This is a genomic window from Primorskyibacter flagellatus (assembly GCF_900176485.1).
GTDB lineage: Bacteria > Pseudomonadota > Alphaproteobacteria > Rhodobacterales > Rhodobacteraceae > Primorskyibacter > Primorskyibacter flagellatus.
The window spans coordinates 23,985-42,140 of sequence record NZ_FWYD01000021.1 but is presented as its reverse complement, the minus strand read 5'-3'; the positions used below and the strand labels follow the sequence as shown (position 1 = coordinate 42,140).

The 18,156-nt window shown below is 64.2% G+C and carries 16 protein-coding genes; 13 read left to right on the top strand and 3 right to left on the bottom strand.

Going from position 1 to position 18,156, the window contains the following annotated elements:
* Window positions 1–50 precede the first annotated feature (50 nt).
* Window positions 51–638: a riboflavin synthase gene (locus tag B8991_RS17455; RefSeq protein WP_084354209.1), complete on the bottom strand. Its 588-nt coding sequence runs from the start codon at window positions 636–638 to the stop codon at window positions 51–53.
* 180 nt (window positions 639–818) lie between these two features.
* On the opposite strand from B8991_RS17455, the gene B8991_RS17450 reads away from it, so the two are divergent.
* From B8991_RS17450 to B8991_RS17440, 3 genes are all read left to right on the top strand, one after another.
* On the top strand, window positions 819–2,039 hold the full coding sequence (locus B8991_RS17450) for a capsule biosynthesis protein (RefSeq protein WP_235866679.1): 1,221 nt from the start codon (window positions 819–821) through the stop codon (window positions 2,037–2,039).
* A 96-nt stretch (window positions 2,040–2,135) separates the two neighbouring features.
* Window positions 2,136–3,281, top strand: coding sequence for a polysaccharide biosynthesis/export family protein (locus B8991_RS17445; RefSeq protein WP_084354208.1), 1,146 nt, complete (start codon window positions 2,136–2,138; stop codon window positions 3,279–3,281).
* Between the two features lie 10 nt (window positions 3,282–3,291).
* On the top strand, window positions 3,292–5,307 hold the full coding sequence (locus B8991_RS17440; RefSeq protein WP_084354207.1) for a capsular polysaccharide biosynthesis protein: 2,016 nt from the start codon (window positions 3,292–3,294) through the stop codon (window positions 5,305–5,307).
* Between the two features lie 74 nt (window positions 5,308–5,381).
* Here B8991_RS17440 and ribD read toward each other — a convergent pair whose 3' ends face one another.
* Together ribD and nrdR are read right to left on the bottom strand one after the other, a co-directional pair.
* Window positions 5,382–6,488 (bottom strand): bifunctional diaminohydroxyphosphoribosylaminopyrimidine deaminase/5-amino-6-(5-phosphoribosylamino)uracil reductase RibD, encoded by a 1,107-nt coding sequence (ribD, locus tag B8991_RS17435; RefSeq protein ID WP_268876750.1) that lies wholly within the window; start codon window positions 6,486–6,488, stop codon window positions 5,382–5,384.
* Window positions 6,485–6,952, bottom strand: a complete 468-nt coding sequence (nrdR, locus tag B8991_RS17430) for a transcriptional regulator NrdR (protein ID WP_084354205.1) — start codon at window positions 6,950–6,952, stop codon at window positions 6,485–6,487. Before nrdR ends, ribD begins: the two co-directional genes overlap by 4 nt.
* Window positions 6,953–7,438: 486 nt before the next feature.
* Here nrdR and B8991_RS17425 point away from each other — a divergent pair, with 486 nt between their 5' ends.
* The 10 genes from B8991_RS17425 to B8991_RS17385 all read left to right on the top strand — a co-directional run bounded on the left by B8991_RS17425 (window position 7,439) and on the right by B8991_RS17385 (window position 17,762).
* Window positions 7,439–8,536 (top strand): Ldh family oxidoreductase, encoded by a 1,098-nt coding sequence (locus B8991_RS17425; protein WP_084354204.1) that lies wholly within the window; start codon window positions 7,439–7,441, stop codon window positions 8,534–8,536.
* A 55-nt stretch (window positions 8,537–8,591) separates the two neighbouring features.
* On the top strand, window positions 8,592–9,383 hold the full coding sequence (locus tag B8991_RS17420; protein WP_084354203.1) for an HpcH/HpaI aldolase family protein: 792 nt from the start codon (window positions 8,592–8,594) through the stop codon (window positions 9,381–9,383).
* A gap of 31 nt (window positions 9,384–9,414) precedes the next feature.
* Window positions 9,415–10,062, top strand: a complete 648-nt coding sequence (locus B8991_RS17415) for a GntR family transcriptional regulator (protein ID WP_084354202.1) — start codon at window positions 9,415–9,417, stop codon at window positions 10,060–10,062.
* Between the two features lie 186 nt (window positions 10,063–10,248).
* Window positions 10,249–11,622, top strand: a complete 1,374-nt coding sequence (locus tag B8991_RS17410) for an acyclic terpene utilization AtuA family protein (RefSeq protein WP_084354254.1) — start codon at window positions 10,249–10,251, stop codon at window positions 11,620–11,622.
* Window positions 11,619–12,011, top strand: a complete 393-nt coding sequence (locus B8991_RS17405; RefSeq protein ID WP_218673248.1) for an AtuA-related protein — start codon at window positions 11,619–11,621, stop codon at window positions 12,009–12,011. Before B8991_RS17410 ends, B8991_RS17405 begins: the two co-directional genes overlap by 4 nt.
* Window positions 12,012–12,030: 19 nt before the next feature.
* Window positions 12,031–13,059, top strand: a complete 1,029-nt coding sequence (dctP, locus tag B8991_RS17400; protein ID WP_084354201.1) for a TRAP transporter substrate-binding protein DctP — start codon at window positions 12,031–12,033, stop codon at window positions 13,057–13,059.
* 107 nt (window positions 13,060–13,166) lie between these two features.
* On the top strand, window positions 13,167–15,209 hold the full coding sequence (locus B8991_RS17395; RefSeq protein WP_235866677.1) for a TRAP transporter large permease subunit: 2,043 nt from the start codon (window positions 13,167–13,169) through the stop codon (window positions 15,207–15,209).
* A 9-nt stretch (window positions 15,210–15,218) separates the two neighbouring features.
* On the top strand, window positions 15,219–15,341 hold the full coding sequence (locus B8991_RS21740) for an olfactory receptor (RefSeq protein WP_218673247.1): 123 nt from the start codon (window positions 15,219–15,221) through the stop codon (window positions 15,339–15,341).
* 124 nt (window positions 15,342–15,465) lie between these two features.
* Window positions 15,466–16,791, top strand: coding sequence for an L-2-hydroxyglutarate oxidase (gene lhgO, locus B8991_RS17390; protein ID WP_084354200.1), 1,326 nt, complete (start codon window positions 15,466–15,468; stop codon window positions 16,789–16,791).
* Window positions 16,791–17,762 (top strand): NAD(P)-dependent oxidoreductase, encoded by a 972-nt coding sequence (locus tag B8991_RS17385; RefSeq protein WP_179141534.1) that lies wholly within the window; start codon window positions 16,791–16,793, stop codon window positions 17,760–17,762. The genes lhgO and B8991_RS17385 overlap by 1 nt, the downstream gene beginning before the upstream one ends.
* Window positions 17,763–18,156: the final 394 nt, after the last annotated feature.

Genomic DNA, 18,156 nt, shown 5'->3' with positions numbered 1-18,156 from the left:
ATTTGTACGCTGGAATTGTACAAATGCCCCAGAAGGTTAGTATGCGGCGATCACCCCGTCTCGGCCAGGCGCGCGACATAGCGCGCCAGCGTGTCGATTTCGAGGTTCACGCGGTCCCCGACGGCCACCCGGCCCCATGTCGTGACCTCTTTGGTATGCGGGATGAAGTTGATACCGAATTCCGCGCCCTCGACCTCGTTCACGGTCAGTGACGTGCCGTTCAGCGCCACGGATCCTTTCGGCGCGATGAACCGCGACAGCGAGACGGGGGCGCGCAAGACAACGCGCGTGCTGTCGCCCTCATCCCGGACCGAGATAACCTCGGCGACGCCATCGACATGGCCCGACACGATGTGACCGCCCAGTTCGTCGCCGACCTTGAGCGCCCGTTCAAGATTGACGTCCCGCCCTTTGGCCCATGTATCCAGATTGGTCTTGGACACGCTTTCGGCACTGATTTCGACATCGAACCAATTGGCACTCAGGTCAATCACGGTGAGGCAAACACCGTCACAGGCGATGGAGGCCCCGATGTCGACGCCGCTCGTGTCATAGGACGTGCCGATCCGGGCGCGCAGATCGCCGCGCTGCTCCAACTGAAGGATTTCGCCCACATCCGTAATTATGCCCGTAAACACAATCTTTTCCCCATTCTGTTAATTTGACCGAAGCTTCTGGATCGGCCATAGTCATCCGCAAGACTGTAGCTGTGTATATGTAGCCTTTGTATGAGGTATTTGAACAAGTTGAGCAACGAGTCTCCAGATAGGCGCGCGTTCCTGTTTCTTCAGTGACCACATGGACCATTTTTCAACCGGCTGGGTGTGATGCTGCACCACGCGGGGGCAGATGTCTGGCGTGTCGGTTTCAACGCAGGCGATCAGGCCTACTGGACCGATCCGCAAAGCTACATCCCCTACACCGGTACCGTCGACCAATGGCCAGATCGGTTTGGCGAGCTGGTGGATGAAAAATCCGTCACCGACATCGTGCTTTACGGCGATACGCGGCCGATACACGCCCTCGCGGTGAAAGAGGCGCATCGCCGCGGACTGACCGTCCATATCTTCGAGGAAGGCTATCTGCGGCCCTGGTGGGTGACCTACGAACGGAACGGATGCAACGGCAATTCACGCCTGATGGACATGACTGTGCCGCAAATGGTCGAGGCGCTGCGCCAGTCGGATATGGAGGCCCCCCTGCCCCCGTCCCATTGGGGCGACATGCGCGCGCATGTTCTTTACGGCGCGCTGTATCACTGGTTTGTCATGTTCCGGAACGGCAAGTACAAGAACTTTGAGCCGCATCGCAAACTAAGCGTGTCCCAGGAATTCCGCCTGCATCTCAAACAGCTTCTGCTGATGCCCGCGATCGCGGCACGACGACGAATTGCCACCGCGCGTATCCGGCATGGCGGCTACCCCTACCATCTGGCGCTTTTGCAACTGGAACATGATTCCAGCTTTCAGCAGCACTCGCCCTTCACCTCGATGAGCGAATTTCTGGAACTGGTGATCAGCGGGTTCGCCGAGGGCGCCCCGAAGCATCATCATCTGGTGGTCAAGGCGCATCCGCTGGACGATGGCCGCGTCCCGTTCCGCAGGGTCATCGCCCAACTGGCAGAGCGTTACGGGATCAGCGGCCGCATTCACTATGTCCATGGCGGCAAGCTGGCACAGATGCTGAACGAGGCGCGCAGCGCGGTCACCGTCAATTCGACCGCCGCACAGCAGGTGCTGTGGCGGGGATTGCCGCTGAAAGTGTTTGGAAAAGCGGTTTACAACCAGCCGGAATTCGTCTCGGACCAACCCTTGAGGGATTTCTTCGCGGGTGCCTCGCGCCCAGACCGACGCGCCTACAAGGATTATCGGCGTTACCTTCTGGAAACCAGTCAGGTGGCCGGGGGGTTCTATTCCGCGCGCGGGCGCAGGCAGTTGCTGCGGCATGTGGTCGACATGATGCTGTCCCACGAGGATCCTTATGATGCGCTGCTGTCGGGCACCGCGGCACCGCGGCAACAGTTGCGGCTGGTGACCTGACCACGGCTATCGCCTGCGCTGGCAATATGGATTGGTTTCCGGTAGCTTCCGGCGGACAGCCGAGGCAAAACAAGAATAGTCCAAGGAAGCCAGACAGTGAAACCAACCGCCACCCGCTGGGCAAAATCCGTGGCTCTTCTGGCCGTCGTGTCGATTCTAGCGTCTTGCGGTCTTCCGCGTGTCGGGCCGAACAAGCGCGAAATCTACGCCGGATCGGTCCAGAAGGACGGCAACGCCTTTGTCGTTTCCGTCGATGATCATGTCACCCGCGCCATTTCTGTTGTGCCATCCTTCGGGTTTTCCGACAGTTTCCGGCATGCGGCAGCCTTGGGCAGCGACACGATTCGCGCCGGTGACACGCTGGGTCTGACGGTCTGGGAAAACGTCGATGACGGGCTTTTGTCCAACGAAGGTCTGAATGCCACCGTGCTGGAAGAGGTTCAGGTCGATGGCAACGGCTTTGTCTTTGTGCCCTATGCAGGACGCATCAAGGCTGCGGGCAATACCCCCGAGGCGATTCGCCGTATCATCACCAACAAGCTGGCCGACCAGACCCCCGATCCGCAGGTGCAGGTGCGCCGCTTGGCCGGGGACGGGGCGGCTGTCAGCCTGATGGGTGCCGTGGGCGGTCAGGGGGTCTATCCGATCGAACGCCCGACCCGCACGCTTTCGGCGATGCTGGCCCGTGCTGGGGGCGTGACAATAGATCCCGAAGTTGCCCAGGTCCGCGTGCTGCGTGGTGGCCAGACCGGCAAGATCTGGTTCAAGGATCTGTACGAAAATCCCCAGATGGACATCGCCCTGCGCGGTGGCGACCGCATCGTGATCGAACAGGACAGCCGCGCCTTTACCGCGCTGGGTGCGACCGGCCAGCAGGCCCGCATGAAGTTTGAACATCAGTCGCTTACCGCGATCGAGGCGATCGCGCAGGTCGGCGGCCTGACGCCCTCTGCGTCGGACCCGACCGGGGTGTTCGTGATGCGCGACGAATCTGCGAGCGTCGCCAATCAGGTTTTGGGCCGCAATGACCTGCAAGGCGATCAGCGCATGGTCTATGTGCTGGATCTGACCCAGCCCAACGGCATTTTCATCGCCCGTGATTTCACCATTCGCGACGGCGACACGCTGTATGTGACCGAGGCGCCGTTCACGCAATGGAACAAGGTTGTTGCCGCGCTCACCGGTTCTCTGACGTCGATCACAACGGCAGATACCGCCGCCACGGCGTTGACGGGCGGTTAACGGGCGCGACATGCATCGGAACGAAACCGCCGGGAAGCCATCTTCCCGGCGTTTCTACGTCTACAATGGCGGTTTTCTGACCCAAAGCCGTGTCCGCCGCATCCTTGCCCTTGCCGGGTATCGCGTCTCGCTGGGTCTGCCGGGGCCGGATGACCTGATCGGGGTCTGGGGTCGCAGCCCGACGGCCCACCGGGGCGAGGCGATTGCGCAACGCCGTGGGACGTCACTGGTCCGGGTCGAGGACGCGTTTTTGCGCTCTGTCCGCACCGGGCGTGATGGTGATCCGCCGCTTGGCCTGTTGATCGACCGGTCGGGCGTGCATTTTGACGCCAGCCAGCCCAGCGATCTGGAAAAGCTGCTGCTGGATCACCCGCTTGACGATCCTGCGCTGTTGGCGCGGGCCCGGACGGGCATGGCGCGGCTTCAGACAGCCGATCTGAGCAAATACAACAGTTTTGATGCCGGTCTGCGCGCGCCGGAGCCGGGCTATGTGCTGGTTATTGACCAGACACGCGGTGATGCTTCGGTGACGGCCAGCAACGGCGATGCGGCGCGGTTCCGCGCGATGCTGGACGCCGCGCGGGCAGAGCATCCGGCGCGGCGCATCTTGCTGAAGACCCATCCGGAGACGCAAGCGGGGCATCGGTCGGGCTATTTCCGGTCAGAGGATGCCGACGGCAACGTGGTGTTGTACGACGGCGCGGCCTCGCCCGGGGCGCTGTTGCAGGGGGCTGTTGCGGTCTACACGCTGTCGTCGCAACTGGGGTTCGAGGCGATCCTTGCCGGGCACCGTCCGCGCGTTTTTGGCCAGCCCTTCTATGCCGGTTGGGGGCAAAGCGATGACGAAAGACCCGTTGCCCGCCGCCAGCGTCACCTGACGCCGGAACAGATTTTTGCGGCCGCGATGATCCTTTATCCGCACTGGTACGATCCCTATCGCGACAGGCTTTGCACATTTGAACAGGCCGTCGAGACGCTGGAGGCGCAGGTGCGGGCCTTTCGCGACGACCGTCGGGGATGGGTGGCCGAGGGGATGCGTCTGTGGAAACGCGCGCCGTTGCAACGGTTTTTCGGCAATGAGCGCAAGGTCCGGTTCGAGAATGACACCCCGGCGGAAACCGCCCGCACAAAGGGCCTGCGCCATATGGTCTGGGCGGGCAAGGCCACGCCCGGATCGGATGCGGTACGGGTCGAGGACGGTTTTTTGCGTTCGCGCGGTTTGGGGGCAGAGCTGATCCCGCCGCTGTCGCTGGTTTGCGACACGACAGGCATCTATTACGATCCTTCAAAAGCCTCGGATCTGGAACAGTTGATCGCGCAAAGTCCGGACCTGCCTGCTGACCAGATCCTGCGCGCCGAGCGCCTGATCGGCGCGATCACGGCCGGTGGGCTATCGAAATACAACCTGTCGCAACGCTGCCCGGAGCTTCCACCCGGCCACCGGATACTTGTGGCCGGACAGGTCGAGGATGATGCCTCTATCCTGACCGGATGCGGCGCGCTTCGGACCAATCTTGCGCTCTTGAAGGCGGCACGCAAGGCCAATCCCGACGCCATTCTGCTTTATAAACCGCATCCGGATGTCGAGGCGGGGCTGCGCAGCGGGACGGTTCCCGAGGCAGGTCAGATCGCCGACAGGGTGCTGGATCACACCGATATGGCGGGGTTGCTTGAGGCAGTGGACGAGGTCTGGACCCTGACATCCCTGACCGGGTTCGAGGCCTTGCTGCGCGGTTGCCGGGTGGTGACACTGGGCGCGCCGTTTTACGCAGGCTGGGGGCTGACGACCGATCTGGGCGAGGTGCCCGGTCGGCGCCGGGCACGGGTGACGCTGCCGGGGCTGGCGCATGCGACATTGATCGCCTATCCGCGCTACCGCGACCCGGTGACCGGCCTGCCCTGCCCGGTCGAGGTGATCGTGGACCGGCTGGCCAAAGAACAGGTGTCAAGGCCCGGACCGTTCAACCGAAGCCTGTCCAAATTGCAGGGGTTGTTCGCCAGTCCGGCGCATCTTTGGCGAAGGTAGCTCTGGATTTGGGTGGGTCTTCAAAGCGCAGAGTTCGCGCCGCGTGTGACGGCAAGGACAGGCAAGTGGCGCGGCTACTCCGGCGCTGTGCGACGGGTCCAGCGGTGCATCACATCCGGACCGATCGCGCGCGTTTCGACCAGATCAAACCGCGGCGCATCGGCGAGATGCTCCAGCCCGAGCGCGCCGATCGAAGGCCGCCCCTCGGCACCCAGAGTGACGCCAGCGGTAAAGCCGATCAGTTCATCCACCAAACGTGCCTCGAACAGGGAGGCGGCCAGCGTTCCGCCGCCCTCGCAGAAGACGCGTGTCAGCCCGGCTTGCCCCAACGCTTGCAGCACCGACGTGGGATTCAACTGTCGGCCCAGCAACGTGCAGGGCAGCAAGCGTGCGCCCAACCCCTCCCACGCCTTGTGAAGCGTCGCATCGGCATCGGGTCCGTGGCAGATCCAGACCGGAACCTGTGACGCGGTGCGGGCAAGCTGACCCATCAGCGGCAGGTCGAGCAGGCGCGACACCACGACCCGCACGGGTTGATGCGCAACGCCCAGACCGCGCACGGTGAGCGATGGATCGTCGGCCCGCGCAGTGCCACCGCCCACCATCACCGCATCGTGCTGGTTGCGTTGCGCATGGACCAGACGCCGGGCATCGGGGCCGGTGATCCACTGGCTTTCGCCGCTGGCGGTGGCGATGCGGCCATCAAAACTGGTGGCGAGTTTCAGGGTCAGCCAGGGCCGCCCCTGTTCCACGCGGCGGAAGAAACCGGCGTGATCCTCGGCGGCCTGCCCCGCAAGGATGCCCGTTGTGACGGCGATGCCGGCCGCGCGCAGCATGACAAAGCCACGCCCCGAGACGCGAGGATCGCTGTCCTCGAACGGGGCGACAACGCGGGCGATACCGGCCTCAATCAGCGCCTCGGCGCAGGGGGGTGTCTGGCCATGATGGGCACAGGGTTCCAGCGTGACATAGGCCGTGGCCCCGCGTGCGGCCTGTCCGGCCTGCGCCAGCGCCACGGTTTCGGCATGCGGGCGCCCGCCGGGTTGGGTCCAGCCGCGTCCGACGATGCGACCCGCTTGCACGATCACGCAGCCCACCGCCGGGTTTGGCCAGCACCTGCCCTGCCCGCGCCGACCAAGGGTCAGCGCGTGGGCCATATGACGGGTATCGGCCTTTGTCACTTTTCCGGGGCGGGGTCCGGGCGCAGCTCGCTGACGAACTTGTCGAAGTCATCGGCGGCCTGAAAATTCTTGTAGACGCTGGCAAAGCGCACATAGGCCACGGTGTCGATCCGGGCCAGCGCCTCCATCACGATCTCGCCGATCTGCTTGGACGGGATGTCGGTTTCGCCCATGCTTTCCAGCCGCCGCACGATGCCGGAGATCATCTGGTCGATCCGTTCCGGCTCTACCGGGCGTTTCTGCATGGAAATGCGGATCGAGCGTTCCAGCTTGTCGCGGTCGAAATCTTCGCGTCGGCCATTGGTCTTGATCACCACCAGATCGCGCAGCTGCACGCGTTCATAGGTGGTAAAACGGCCGCCACATGCCGGACAGAAACGTCGCCGTCGGATCGAGACATGGTCCTCTGCGGGACGTGAATCCTTGACCTGAGTGTCGATATTTCCGCAAAACGGGCAGCGCATGGGCCATCCCCCTATGTTGATCCGCCTCTGTTTGTAGGTCTATGGGCCCACTTGGGCAGTACTATAGGACAGCCGCTAGGGTTTGGGTAGATGTGTTTTACACACGCTAGATAAGCGCGAAAACGCGGCGTATCCGCGTCAGTCGACGACCAGCGCCAGACCGGGACTATCGCCGCTATGGGGGCAGCCGCCGTTGAAGGTCTGCACCACATTGTGGCGCGCGGGACAGCGGCAGGCTTCCGGAGAGATCGGCTATTCCCGCCCATCCAGCCGTAGGGGTGGGTGCCTGCGGTCCGGTCCCTCGCGCTTCTTCATGACGCTACAGCCTTTGCCAAACGGTCGCAGTCTTGTCTGTGGCTGGCGCATTCACCGTCCTGCCCCTCTGGGTGATTTATTATCGACAATTCTGTTGACAATCCTCTTGGTAGCTTTAACAACAGTGCGGACAGCCGGGGATTGCCGGCACCGAGAAGGAGCGACAAGCGGATGACTGCATACCCCGTGGATACCGGCAATCTGTCCGACCTTCTGTGTGCCATGTTGGAACACGAAGGCTGCGCGCCAGAAGAGGCGCGGATCGTCGCCGATCACCTGGTCGAGGCAAGCGCACGCGGGCATGACAGTCACGGTGTCGTCCGGATTTCACGCTATGTGCAATGGCTGCGATCGGGCAAGATCAAGGCCAACCGCGCGGCAAAGGTGATCGCCGATATCGGCGCGCTGGTGCAGCTCGACGGGCAGTCCGGCATGGGCCAGCGGCTTGCCGGGGAGGCCATTTCCATAGGTATCGAGCGCGCCCGCAGCCACGGAACCGCAATCATCGCGATGCGCCACGCCGGCCATATCGGCCGGCTGGGTGCCTATGCCGAACAAGCCGCGCGGGCCGGCTTTGTCTCGCTGCATTTCGTCAATGTCGGCGGCTCGCGGATCGTGGCACCCTTCGGTTCGGCCGAGGCGGCCTGTTCCACCGCGCCCATCGCCATTGGCGTGCCCAATCCGGGCGGCGATGATTTCATCCTCGATTTCGCCACCTCCATGGTCGCCGAAGGCAAGGCGCTGGTCGCCGCGCGCGGTGGACCGCCGCTGCCGCCCGAGGCCCTGGTGGGCAGCGATGGTCAGCGGACCTCGGACCCGCAGGTCCTTTATGGCGACACCCTGAACGCACCGGTGCCGGACCCGCGGGCCGGCACCGGTGCGCTGCGCACCATGGGGGACCACAAGGGCTCGGGCCTGGCGCTGGCCTGCGAACTTCTGGCCGGGGCGCTCACCGGGAACGGCACCAACAAGCAGGGCGACGGGATCTTCGGCAATGGCTATGTCGCCATCGTCATTGATCCGGCACGGCTCGACGACACCGGCGGCTTCGCGGCCGAGGTGCGCGACTACATCGATTTCGTCCGCGGACTGCGACCCGAAGCAGGGTTGGAGCGCGTGCAGATCCCCGGCGACCCGGAACGCGCGCGCCAGCACCACACCCGGTTGAACGGGCTTACGGTGCCTCCCGGCGTGATGCTGGCCATACTCGACCTGGCCGAAGAGATGGGCCTTGACGCCCAGGGGCTGGAACACGAGGCCATGGCCTAACTGCGAGCGCGGCACTGTGCTCCGTGACAGGATTTGAACAACGAAAGGAAAAAGCATGTCGATTCCGAGCGTACGCGAGATCTGGGAGAACGGCGACAAATGCATCAACGGCTGGTGCGCCATGCCCTCGACGGTGACCGCCGAGATCGTCGCGCGGCAGCCGTTCGACACGCTGACGATCGACCTTCAGCATGGGCTGGTGGATTACCAGATGGCGCTGACGATGCTCCAGGCGATGGGCGTGAGCGACGTGCCAAAGCTGGCCCGCGTGCGCTGGAATGACCCCGGCTTCATCATGGCGCTGCTCGACGCAGGGTTTACCGGCATCATCTGCCCGATGATCAACACCCGCGCCGAAGCCGAGGCCTTCGTGTCGGCCTGCCACTACGCGCCGCGCGGGTCTCGCTCTTTCGGGCCGACGCGCGCCTCCATCGCCTACGGTGCCGACTACCAGGAACAGGCCAAGACCCGCATCGCCACCCTGGCGATGATCGAAACCCGCGAGGCGCTGGACAACCTCGATGATATTCTCACCGTCGAAGGGCTCGATGCAGTCTATATCGGGCCGTCCGACCTGGCGATCTCGATGGGCTACCCGCCCTCGCTCGAGAACATCGCGCCCGAGGTCGAAGAGGCGATCGTGACGATCCGTGAAAAGGCCCAGGCCGCCGGGCGCTTTGCCGGCATCCACACCGGAAATTCCGCCGTCGCCGCGGCCAAGCTGAAAGACGGGTTCAACCTTGCGTCGCTGTCAACCGACACCAAGATCTTCTCGGCCGCCGTCGCCGACATGCTTCGCAATGCGCGGCCAGACGCGGGTGACAAGACGGTGAAGGCACTTTATTGAACCAGAGTGGAGCGGGAGGCATGCGCAGTTCATGGAAGTGATTGACCAGATCGAGGAAGACATCGTCTTCGGCCTATATCCACCGGGATCCCGGATCGTGGAGGATGCGCTGCAAAAGCGATTTGGTCTCAGCCGCTACCTGCTGCGCAGCATCCTCGGCGAGCTAGAGAACCGCGGATTGGTGACCCGTGTTCCCAATCGCGGTGCGCTGGTGGTGGAGCCGACGCCTGACGAGATCGACGACCTCTACGAGGTGCGCGAGATCCTCGAGTTGCGGGCCGCCGAACGCACGCCGTTTCCGATCCCGCCGGCCGGGCTGGGGCAGATGGAGGAACTGGTGGAAACCCATGCCGAGGCGGCCTCCGCGCGCGACCTGCGCCGGGTATTCCGGCTTAATGTCGAGCTGCACCGACACCAGTATTCGTTCTGCCCCAACGAGATGCTGCAACGGGTGATCGAGGAATACTCGCGCCGCGTGCACAGCATCCGGGCGGTAAAATACAACGATCCGGGGCATCTCGACGTGGTGGTGGCCCAGCACCGCGAGATCGTCGAGGCGATGCGGCAATGCGACACCGCGCGATATGTCGAGGCGGTGCGGGTGCATCTGCCCGATTCCAGCATCGCATACCGCCGCGCCTGGGAGCTGAAACATGGCCGCAGCGAACAGGTGGGCTGAACGCCCCGCGCCGCTGCTGACAGCACCGGCGGATTAAGCAGCATATCCTTTGAAATCGTGCTTGCGCCTCGTGCCGCGGGGTGCGCCCGGCTGCGTGATGAGCAGGTGGACATTTGTGTCAATAAAGTTGTTGACAATTATGGCGGCAATCTGGCTCACTTCCCGCAAGTGGATGAGGAAGAAGACATGACCAGCAAACGATTCCTGATCGGCAATGCCGCGGGGTTTTCCGGCGACCGGGTCGATGCGGCGCTGCCGGTGGTGCGCACGCTTATCTCGCGCGGCCTGCCCTCGGCGTTGTTCTTCGAAGTGCTTGGCGAACGCACCGTGGCGCTGGCGCAGATGGCCCGCAACGCCGACGCCGACAAGGGTTTCGAGCCCATGCTCGACCGGCTGCTGGCACCGGTGTTGGGCCTCTGCCTTGAACACGGCATTCCGATCATTGGCAATTTCGGCGGTGCCAACCCGCAGGGTGCGGCGCGCCGGATCGCGGCGCTCGCCAAAGAGCTGGGTCTGCGTCCGGTCAAGGTCGGCATTGTCGAGGGCGATGATGTGCGCGGCCTGCCGCTGGAAACATACCCGGTGTTCGAGGCCGATGCCGGGATCGACACCCATGGCGGCGACATCATCGCCGCCAACGCCTATCTCGATGCGCAGCCCATCGTTGCAGCCCTGCGTGGCGGTGCCGACGTGGTGGTGACCGGCCGCACCGGCGATCCGTCGCTGGCGCTTGCCCCGCTGATCTGGCATTTCGGCTGGTCCGCCGAGGACTGGGACAAGCTGGCCGTGGGCGCGGTGGCCGGGCATCTGCTGGAATGCGGCGCGCAGCTTGCCGGCGGCGTGTTCTTCGATCCCGGCTACAAGGACATTCCGGACCCCGCCAACATCGGCTTTCCGATCGCCGAGGTGGAGGCCGACGGCGGCCTGGTGGTGACCAAGGCCGACGATACCGGCGGGCGCGTCAGCGTGGCCAGCGTGACCGAGCAACTGCTCTACGAGGTGCACGACCCGTCGCGCTACGTCACGCCGGATGTCACCGTCGACATGACCGCCATCACCCTGGAGGAGATCGCGCCCGACCGGGTGCGCGTGGATGGCATCGCCGGGCAGCCGCGGCCCGAGGACCTGAAGGTGACGATCAGCCACGACGGCGGCTGGCTGGGCGAGGGAGAGGTCAGCGTGGCCGGCCCCAACTGCCGCGCGCGAGCAATGGCGATGGCGGATGCGCTGCGCGAACGGCTGCGCATCCGCCAGCTCGCGGTGCGCAGCCGGATCGACCTGATCGGCATGGGCGCGGTGCATGACAATGACGCAGGCGACCTGACGCGCGCCCACGCAGGGCCCGAGCCCGTCGAGGTGCGGGTGCGGATCGCTGCTGCCGGGCCGCACCAGGAAGATGTTGACCAGGCCGCGCGGGAGGCGCTGGCGATGCTTTGCTGCGGGCCGGCCGGTACCGGAGGGGCGCGCTGGCACACGACCCGTCGGGTCGCCACGCGCTCCTGCCTGGTGCCTCGCCGCGATGTTCCGGCACAGGCGCGCTTTCTGGAGGAGCAGGCATGATCGAAGTTCCGCTGCACGAGGTCGCGCATGGCCGCGCCGGAGACAAGGGTAACCGGCTCAACATAAGCGTGATCCCCTACAAGCCCGAGGCCTGGCCGCTTTTGGCCGAGCAGCTCACCGAGGCGCGGGTGCTCGAGGTCTTCCGCCACCGCGGAGCCACCGCAGTTCGCCGCTACGAGATGCCCCGGATCAACGCCTTCAACTTTGTCATCGACGATGTGCTGGAAGGCGGCGTGAACACCGCGCTCAACCTCGACGGTCACGGCAAGACGATGTCGTTCCGCCTGCTGGCGCTGCCGGTCCGGGTCGACCGAACCATGCTCGCCGACGCCAGCCCCTGGGCTGAAGACACGTCGCCGGGCGATGTCGCACAGGCACAGAAAACGTAGATTGAGAGAGGAGAGAGACATGAAACTCATGAAAACACTATGCGCGGCCGCGCTCGCCGCGGGTCTGGCCACCGGGGCCGGGGCCGAGATTTACCGGCTGCAAACCAGTCAGAACGCGGGCGATTTCACCCTGCAATATTTGCAGAATGTCTGGGTGCCGCGCCTGACCGCGATGAGCGGTGGCGAAATCGAGCTGGAGCTTTTGCCGATCAATTCCGTGGTGCCCGCCGCCGAAGGGCTTGATGCCGTGTCGATGGGCATTCTCGACGGGTTCCACGACGCCGTCAGCCGTTCGACCGGCAAAGACCCGGCCTTCGGCATGTTCGCCGACATGGTGGCGGCCTATGACAACCCCGACCAGGGCCAAACCATGTGCATGAATGCCGGCGGCAAGGCGTTCCTGCAAAAGCTGGTCGACAAGTATTCCGACAACATGGTGCATGTGGTCGGCTGCGCCCCCTACACCCGTGAATCGCTGCCCTCTGCGGTGCCAATCCGTGGTGTCGCAGACCTGAAGGGCCTGAAGGTCCGCGCACCCGAGGGCCTGCCTGCCGAGCTGTTCAGCCGCGCAGGGGCCACGTCGGTGCCGATCCCGTTCTCCGAGGTCTACACCTCTCTGGAGAAGGGCATTATCGACGCCGCGGATGCCAGTGCCTATGTCAACAACCATGCGACCGGCCTGCACAAGGTGGCCCCCTACCCGATCCAGCCCGGCATCCACAGCCAGGCGATCCTGTACCTCACCTTCAATAAGGACGTATGGGATGCCTTTACGCCCGCCCAGCAGGAAATGATCAACACCTGGTACATGGCCGCGTTGCCCGACCTGCGCCGCTATTCCAACCTGGAAGACTACAAGATCATCGCCAAGGATCGCGCCGGCGGAACCGACGTAAAGGAAATCATCGACTGGTCGCCCGAGGACCGGGCCAAATTCCGCGAGATCGCAAAATCGGTCTGGGAGGACTACGCCAAGCTCTCGCCGCTGGCGCAGGAGGCCTATGAGGTACAGGTGCAGTACCTGCGCGACGCCGGCCTGCTCGAATAACTTCGCAACTCCCTTGTGTCCGGGTTCGGGCGCGGGGGAGCCACAGCGGGGCGGCGGCGGACGCTGCCTCGATTTTTCCGCATTGCAGACGAGGCTGAGAGAACCGAATGCCGACCGATACCGAAATACTCGATTTCGACACCGCCCGCCATCCGGGCCGGATGCCGTCCGTGATCGCGCATTTGAGCCGTTTCATCGGCCACGCCATCCCCCCGCTTTATCTGGTTTGCGCGGCGATCACCGTCTTCGAGGTGTTCACCCGCTATGTGCTGGCTTCGCCCACCCAATGGGCCTTTGAAGTGGTGATGACGCTCTGCGCCCTGGCCTGGGTGCTTTCGGCCGGCTATGTCACGCTCTATCGTCGCCATATCGCCATCACCGTCATCACCGACATGGCCAGCGAACAGACCCGCCGGGCGCTTGGCATGGTCTCCACCATCGTCAGCGCGGTCGCGATTTACATTCTGCTTGAAGCCTCGCTGACGCCGATGTTGAAGGCTGTCGATCTGGTCCAGCGAACTGGCAGCGGCTTCAACTCGCCGATGCCGATGATGCTGAAGATCGGCCTGGTCGCTGGCACCGTGCTTTATGTGGTGCAGCTGTTTGGCAACCTGTTGGAAGATGTCAGGAGCCGCCTGTGGCGTAGGGTCGTCACGATTGCGGGCATCGTGCTGGCGCTGCGCATCCTGGCGCTTCTGCTCGATCATTATCTCGGCAGCAGCGCCCTTACCGATTTCTTCTGGTCGCTGTTCTCGCCGCTGGAGCCGCTGAGCAATCTGGGCCGCGAGATGGATATCCGATCGCTCCCGCTGAGCTGGGTTACCGTCTTCATCGTTGCTGCCCTGCTGGTGTTGATGATGACGGGCATGCCGCTGGGCGTGGCGACACTGACGGTGTCGATTTTCTGCGCGCTGCTCTACTTCGGTCCGCGCGGGTTGTTTCTGGTGTCGTCCAACGTCACCGGGCTGCTGGAGCATTACACCCTGGTCGCGGTGCCGCTCTTCGTCCTGATGAGCTGCATCCTCGAACGCTCCGGCGTCGCCAAGGATCTGTTCGACGCGATGAGCATCTTCGCGGGCAACCTGCGCGGTGGCGTGGCGGTGCAAACCACTGTCGTCGCCGTGGTGCTGGCCGCCATGACCGGCATTATGGGCGGCGAGATCGTGATGCTGGGCCTCGTCGCGCTGCCGCAAATGCTGCGGCTGGGCTACGATCGCAAGCTGGCGATGGGGGTAATCTGCGCCGCCGGCTCTCTGGCCACGCTGATCCCGCCCTCGATCATCATGATCGTCTATGGCCTTGCGGCCCAGGTCGGCATCGGCGACCTGTTCATGGCCGGTGCCTTGCCGGGCATGCTCTATGCCTCGCTCTACATCCTCTACATCCTGGTGATCTGCCGGCTCCGGCCGCAAATGGCGCCGACCTCCTCGGAGATCGCTGAACGCGCCGGAGAAGAGCAGACCCTGGCGCGCCACCGCCTGATCGCGGTGATCATGGCGCTGCTGGTCATCGGCATGGTGATGGGCAGCATCTATGCCGGCATCGCCTCGGTCACCGAGGCCGCGGGCGTCGGCGTGATCGGTGCCTGCATCGTCGCCGCGATCCGCATGGAACTGAACTGGAAGATGCTGCTCGACGCGCTGATGCGCACCACCACCACCGTGGGCACCATCATCTGGCTGGTGCTCGGCGCGGTGAGCCTCGTGGGCATCTACAACGTCATCGGTGGTGCCGCCTTCATGCGCGAGCTGTTCACCGGGCTCGACATGCACCCGATGCTGATCATCCTGCTGATGATGGCGGTGTTGATGGTGCTGGGCACGTTCATGGAGTGGATTGCGATCGTCTTCATCACCGTGCCGATCTTTGCGCCGGTGGTGATGGATCTCGGCCCGGCGCTCGGGCTTGAACCAGAGCAAGCGGCGCTGTGGTTCGGGGTGCTCTTCGTGATGAACATGCAGATCTACTTCCTGTCGCCCCCCTTCGGCCCCGCCGCCTTCTGGCTGAAGAGCGTGGCCCCCAGCGACGTGAAGCTGCAAGAGATCTTCGTGGCGATGCTGCCGTTCATCGTGTTGCAGATCATCGGTCTCGCGATGGTTATCATGTTCCCGCAGATCGCCCTTTTCCTTCCGGAATACCTCTCGCAATAGGAGCGAACCATGGCACCTGACGAACGCGAAGCCACAGACCCGAACTATCGCCCCTGGAGCTGGATTTCCGGCTTCATCCTGGCCGCGGTGGTGGTCTGGTTGATGTTCGAACTGTCCCTCCAGATCGGCTGAAACCTTCCGGCAGGGCGACCCTCCCCCAGTTCTGCCGCAACTGCCCGGTGGCCGGTCAGCGTGGCCCACCACCGGGAAATTCTCTCGGTCTCGCCACCGGGTGCATCCCTGAACGAGGGCGCTCATGACCTTTAATTATTGCCTGATCGGCGGCGGCATCGTCGGGCTGGCGACGGCGAGGGCACTGCTGGAGCGGCGGCCCGGCGCAAGGCTGGTGGTGCTCGAAAAAGAGACCTGGCTGGCACCCCATCAGACCGGCCACAACAGCGGCGTCATCCACTCCGGCATCTACTACGCACCCGGTTCTCTGAAGGCCGAACTGTGCCGCGACGGTGCCGACGCTACCAAGGCCTTCTGCCGCGCGCATGACATACCGTTCAAGACCTGCGGCAAGCTGATCGTCGCCACTGATGCGCTCGAGCTGGAGCGGATGGACGCGCTCTACCGCCGCTCCATCGAGAACACGGTCGAGGTGGAGCGGATCGACCGCGAACGGCTGGCGGCGATGGAGCCAGACATCTCGGGCCTCGGCGCTCTGCTGGTGCGCGCCACCGGCATCGTCGACTATGCCCGCGTGTGCGAGGCGATGGCCGCCGACATCCGCGCTGCGGGCGGCGAAATCCGCCTGCAAGCCGAGGTGACGGGCCTCAGCGAAGGTGACGGGGAGGTAACGGTTGGGGTCAGCGGACAGGACACGCTGCACGCGCACAACCTCGTGGTCTGTTCCGGCGCGCAGGCCGACCGGCTGGCGCGCATGGCCGGTCTTGCCCCCGATTTCCGCATCGTGCCGTTCCGCGGCGAGTATTTTCGCCTGACAAAGCGCTGGGAGGGCAGACTGCGCCACCTGATCTACCCGGTGCCCGACCCCGACCTGCCCTTCCTCGGCATTCACCTGACCAACATGATCGACGGCTCCATCACCGTCGGACCCAATGCCATGCTGGGCATGGCCCGCGAGGGCTATGACAGGTTCGCGGTGAACCTGCGCGACATGGGCGATGCGCTGCTTTTCCCGGGCTTCTGGAAGTTGCTCGCCGCCAACCTCCGCCCCGGCCTCGAAGAGCTGCGCAACAGCCTGTTCCGCCGCCGCTACCTGGCGCAATGCCGCAAGTATTGCCCGGCGCTAGAGCTTGACGATCTGGAGCCGATAGAGGCCGGCATTCGCGCCCAGGCCGTGGGTCGCGACGGCAGTCTGATCCACGACTTCCTGTTTCTCGACACGCCACGGGCCGTTTTCGTCTGCAACGCGCCGTCGCCCGCGGCCACATCGGCGCTGCCGATCGGAACACACATCGCCCAGCGGCTGCTCGAACGCCCGGGGCCGCACGCCCCGTCTTGCCCCATTGAGGAGGATCGCCCCATGAATACGACCACGTTCCCGGTCAGAACCCGACCGCAAGCCCCAGGCCGGCCAGGCCTTCGCCCCATACCGGGGCGGGAGGTCGCATGATGGCCCGCGTTTTGGTTCTCGACCCGATCCACCCCGATGGCATGGCGCTCTTGCAAGCGCGCGACGACATCGAGATCGTGCATCTTGAAACGCCGACCGAGCAGGCCATCGCCGCGCAGATGCCGCAGGCCGATTACCTCTTGCTGCGCGGCCGCACCGTGGCCGAGGCGCATTATTGCGATGCCCCGCGCCTGCGCATGGTCTCGCGCCATGGCGTCGGCTGCGACAACCTTAACTCCGATCAGCTCCGCAGTCTCGGCATCGGCGTCGCAATCACCGCCGATGCCAACTATGTCGCGGTGGCCGAACACGCGATGATGCTCACGCTCGCCGCCTGCAAGAATCTTGGTCAGGCGCAACATGTGGTGCGGAACGGCGATTGGACGGTGCCTGAAAATCGCGGCGCGCGTGAACTCTGCGACGCCGAGACGATGGTGTTCGGCTTTGGCCGGATCGGTCGGGCTTATGCACAGCGCGCAGCGGCCTTCGGTGCGCGGATCCGGATCTTCGATCCGTATCTTCCCGAGGACGCTGCTCTGCCCGACGGCTACCGGCGCGCGACCGATATTTTGGAGGTTGCTGACGCCGACGTGATCAGCCTCCATATGCCGCTTTCAACCGAAACCGCCAACCTCTTCGATGCCACGCTCCTGGCGCAGCTCAAGCCGGGGGCGATCGTGGTGAATACCGGGCGCGGCGGCGTGGTCGATGAAGCTGCCGTGGTGGCGGCGCTGGAAACCGGAACGCCGTCGATCTACGCGACCGACGTTTTCGCAAAGGAACCGCCCGCGCGCGATGACCCGCTTCTCAAACACCCCGGTGTGATCGTGACCCCGCATTCCGCTGCAATGACGACCGAGAGCGTGCGGCGTATGGCGATGCGGTCGGCGCAGAACATCCTCGACCATCTGGACGGAACACTTTCCCCCGAGATGGTGGTGCTTCCTGTTGGCAGGGGCGTGGACGGGTAGATAGAACGTACCCCGCAGAAAGAACCGTTGGGCCTCTCAAGTTTGGAAAGAAGTGGATGACCACGCCCGGAGTCCAACAGATGCTTCAACGCAAGTTGAGGGTCCTGCGACCTATGGTGCGGGTCGGCCATGTAGCGAAGACTTGACCAAGCGTACAATTGGTTCGCCGCCCACAACGTGTCGGATATGATCTTTCCCGATCGCGAAGCCACAATCCGGCAATGCCGGACCTTCAGGGCCTTCCTGATGAGGCTTGGCCAATAAGCCACCCAGCAGTTCCCGCCTATTTGGCGAGCCCTGCCACTGGCGATGCGCGCAGCAGGGCGGACGACCGCTTTACCGCTTCGGAAAGGACACGGGTGCGTAGAGAAGCCGACAGAAATTCCGGCGCGCC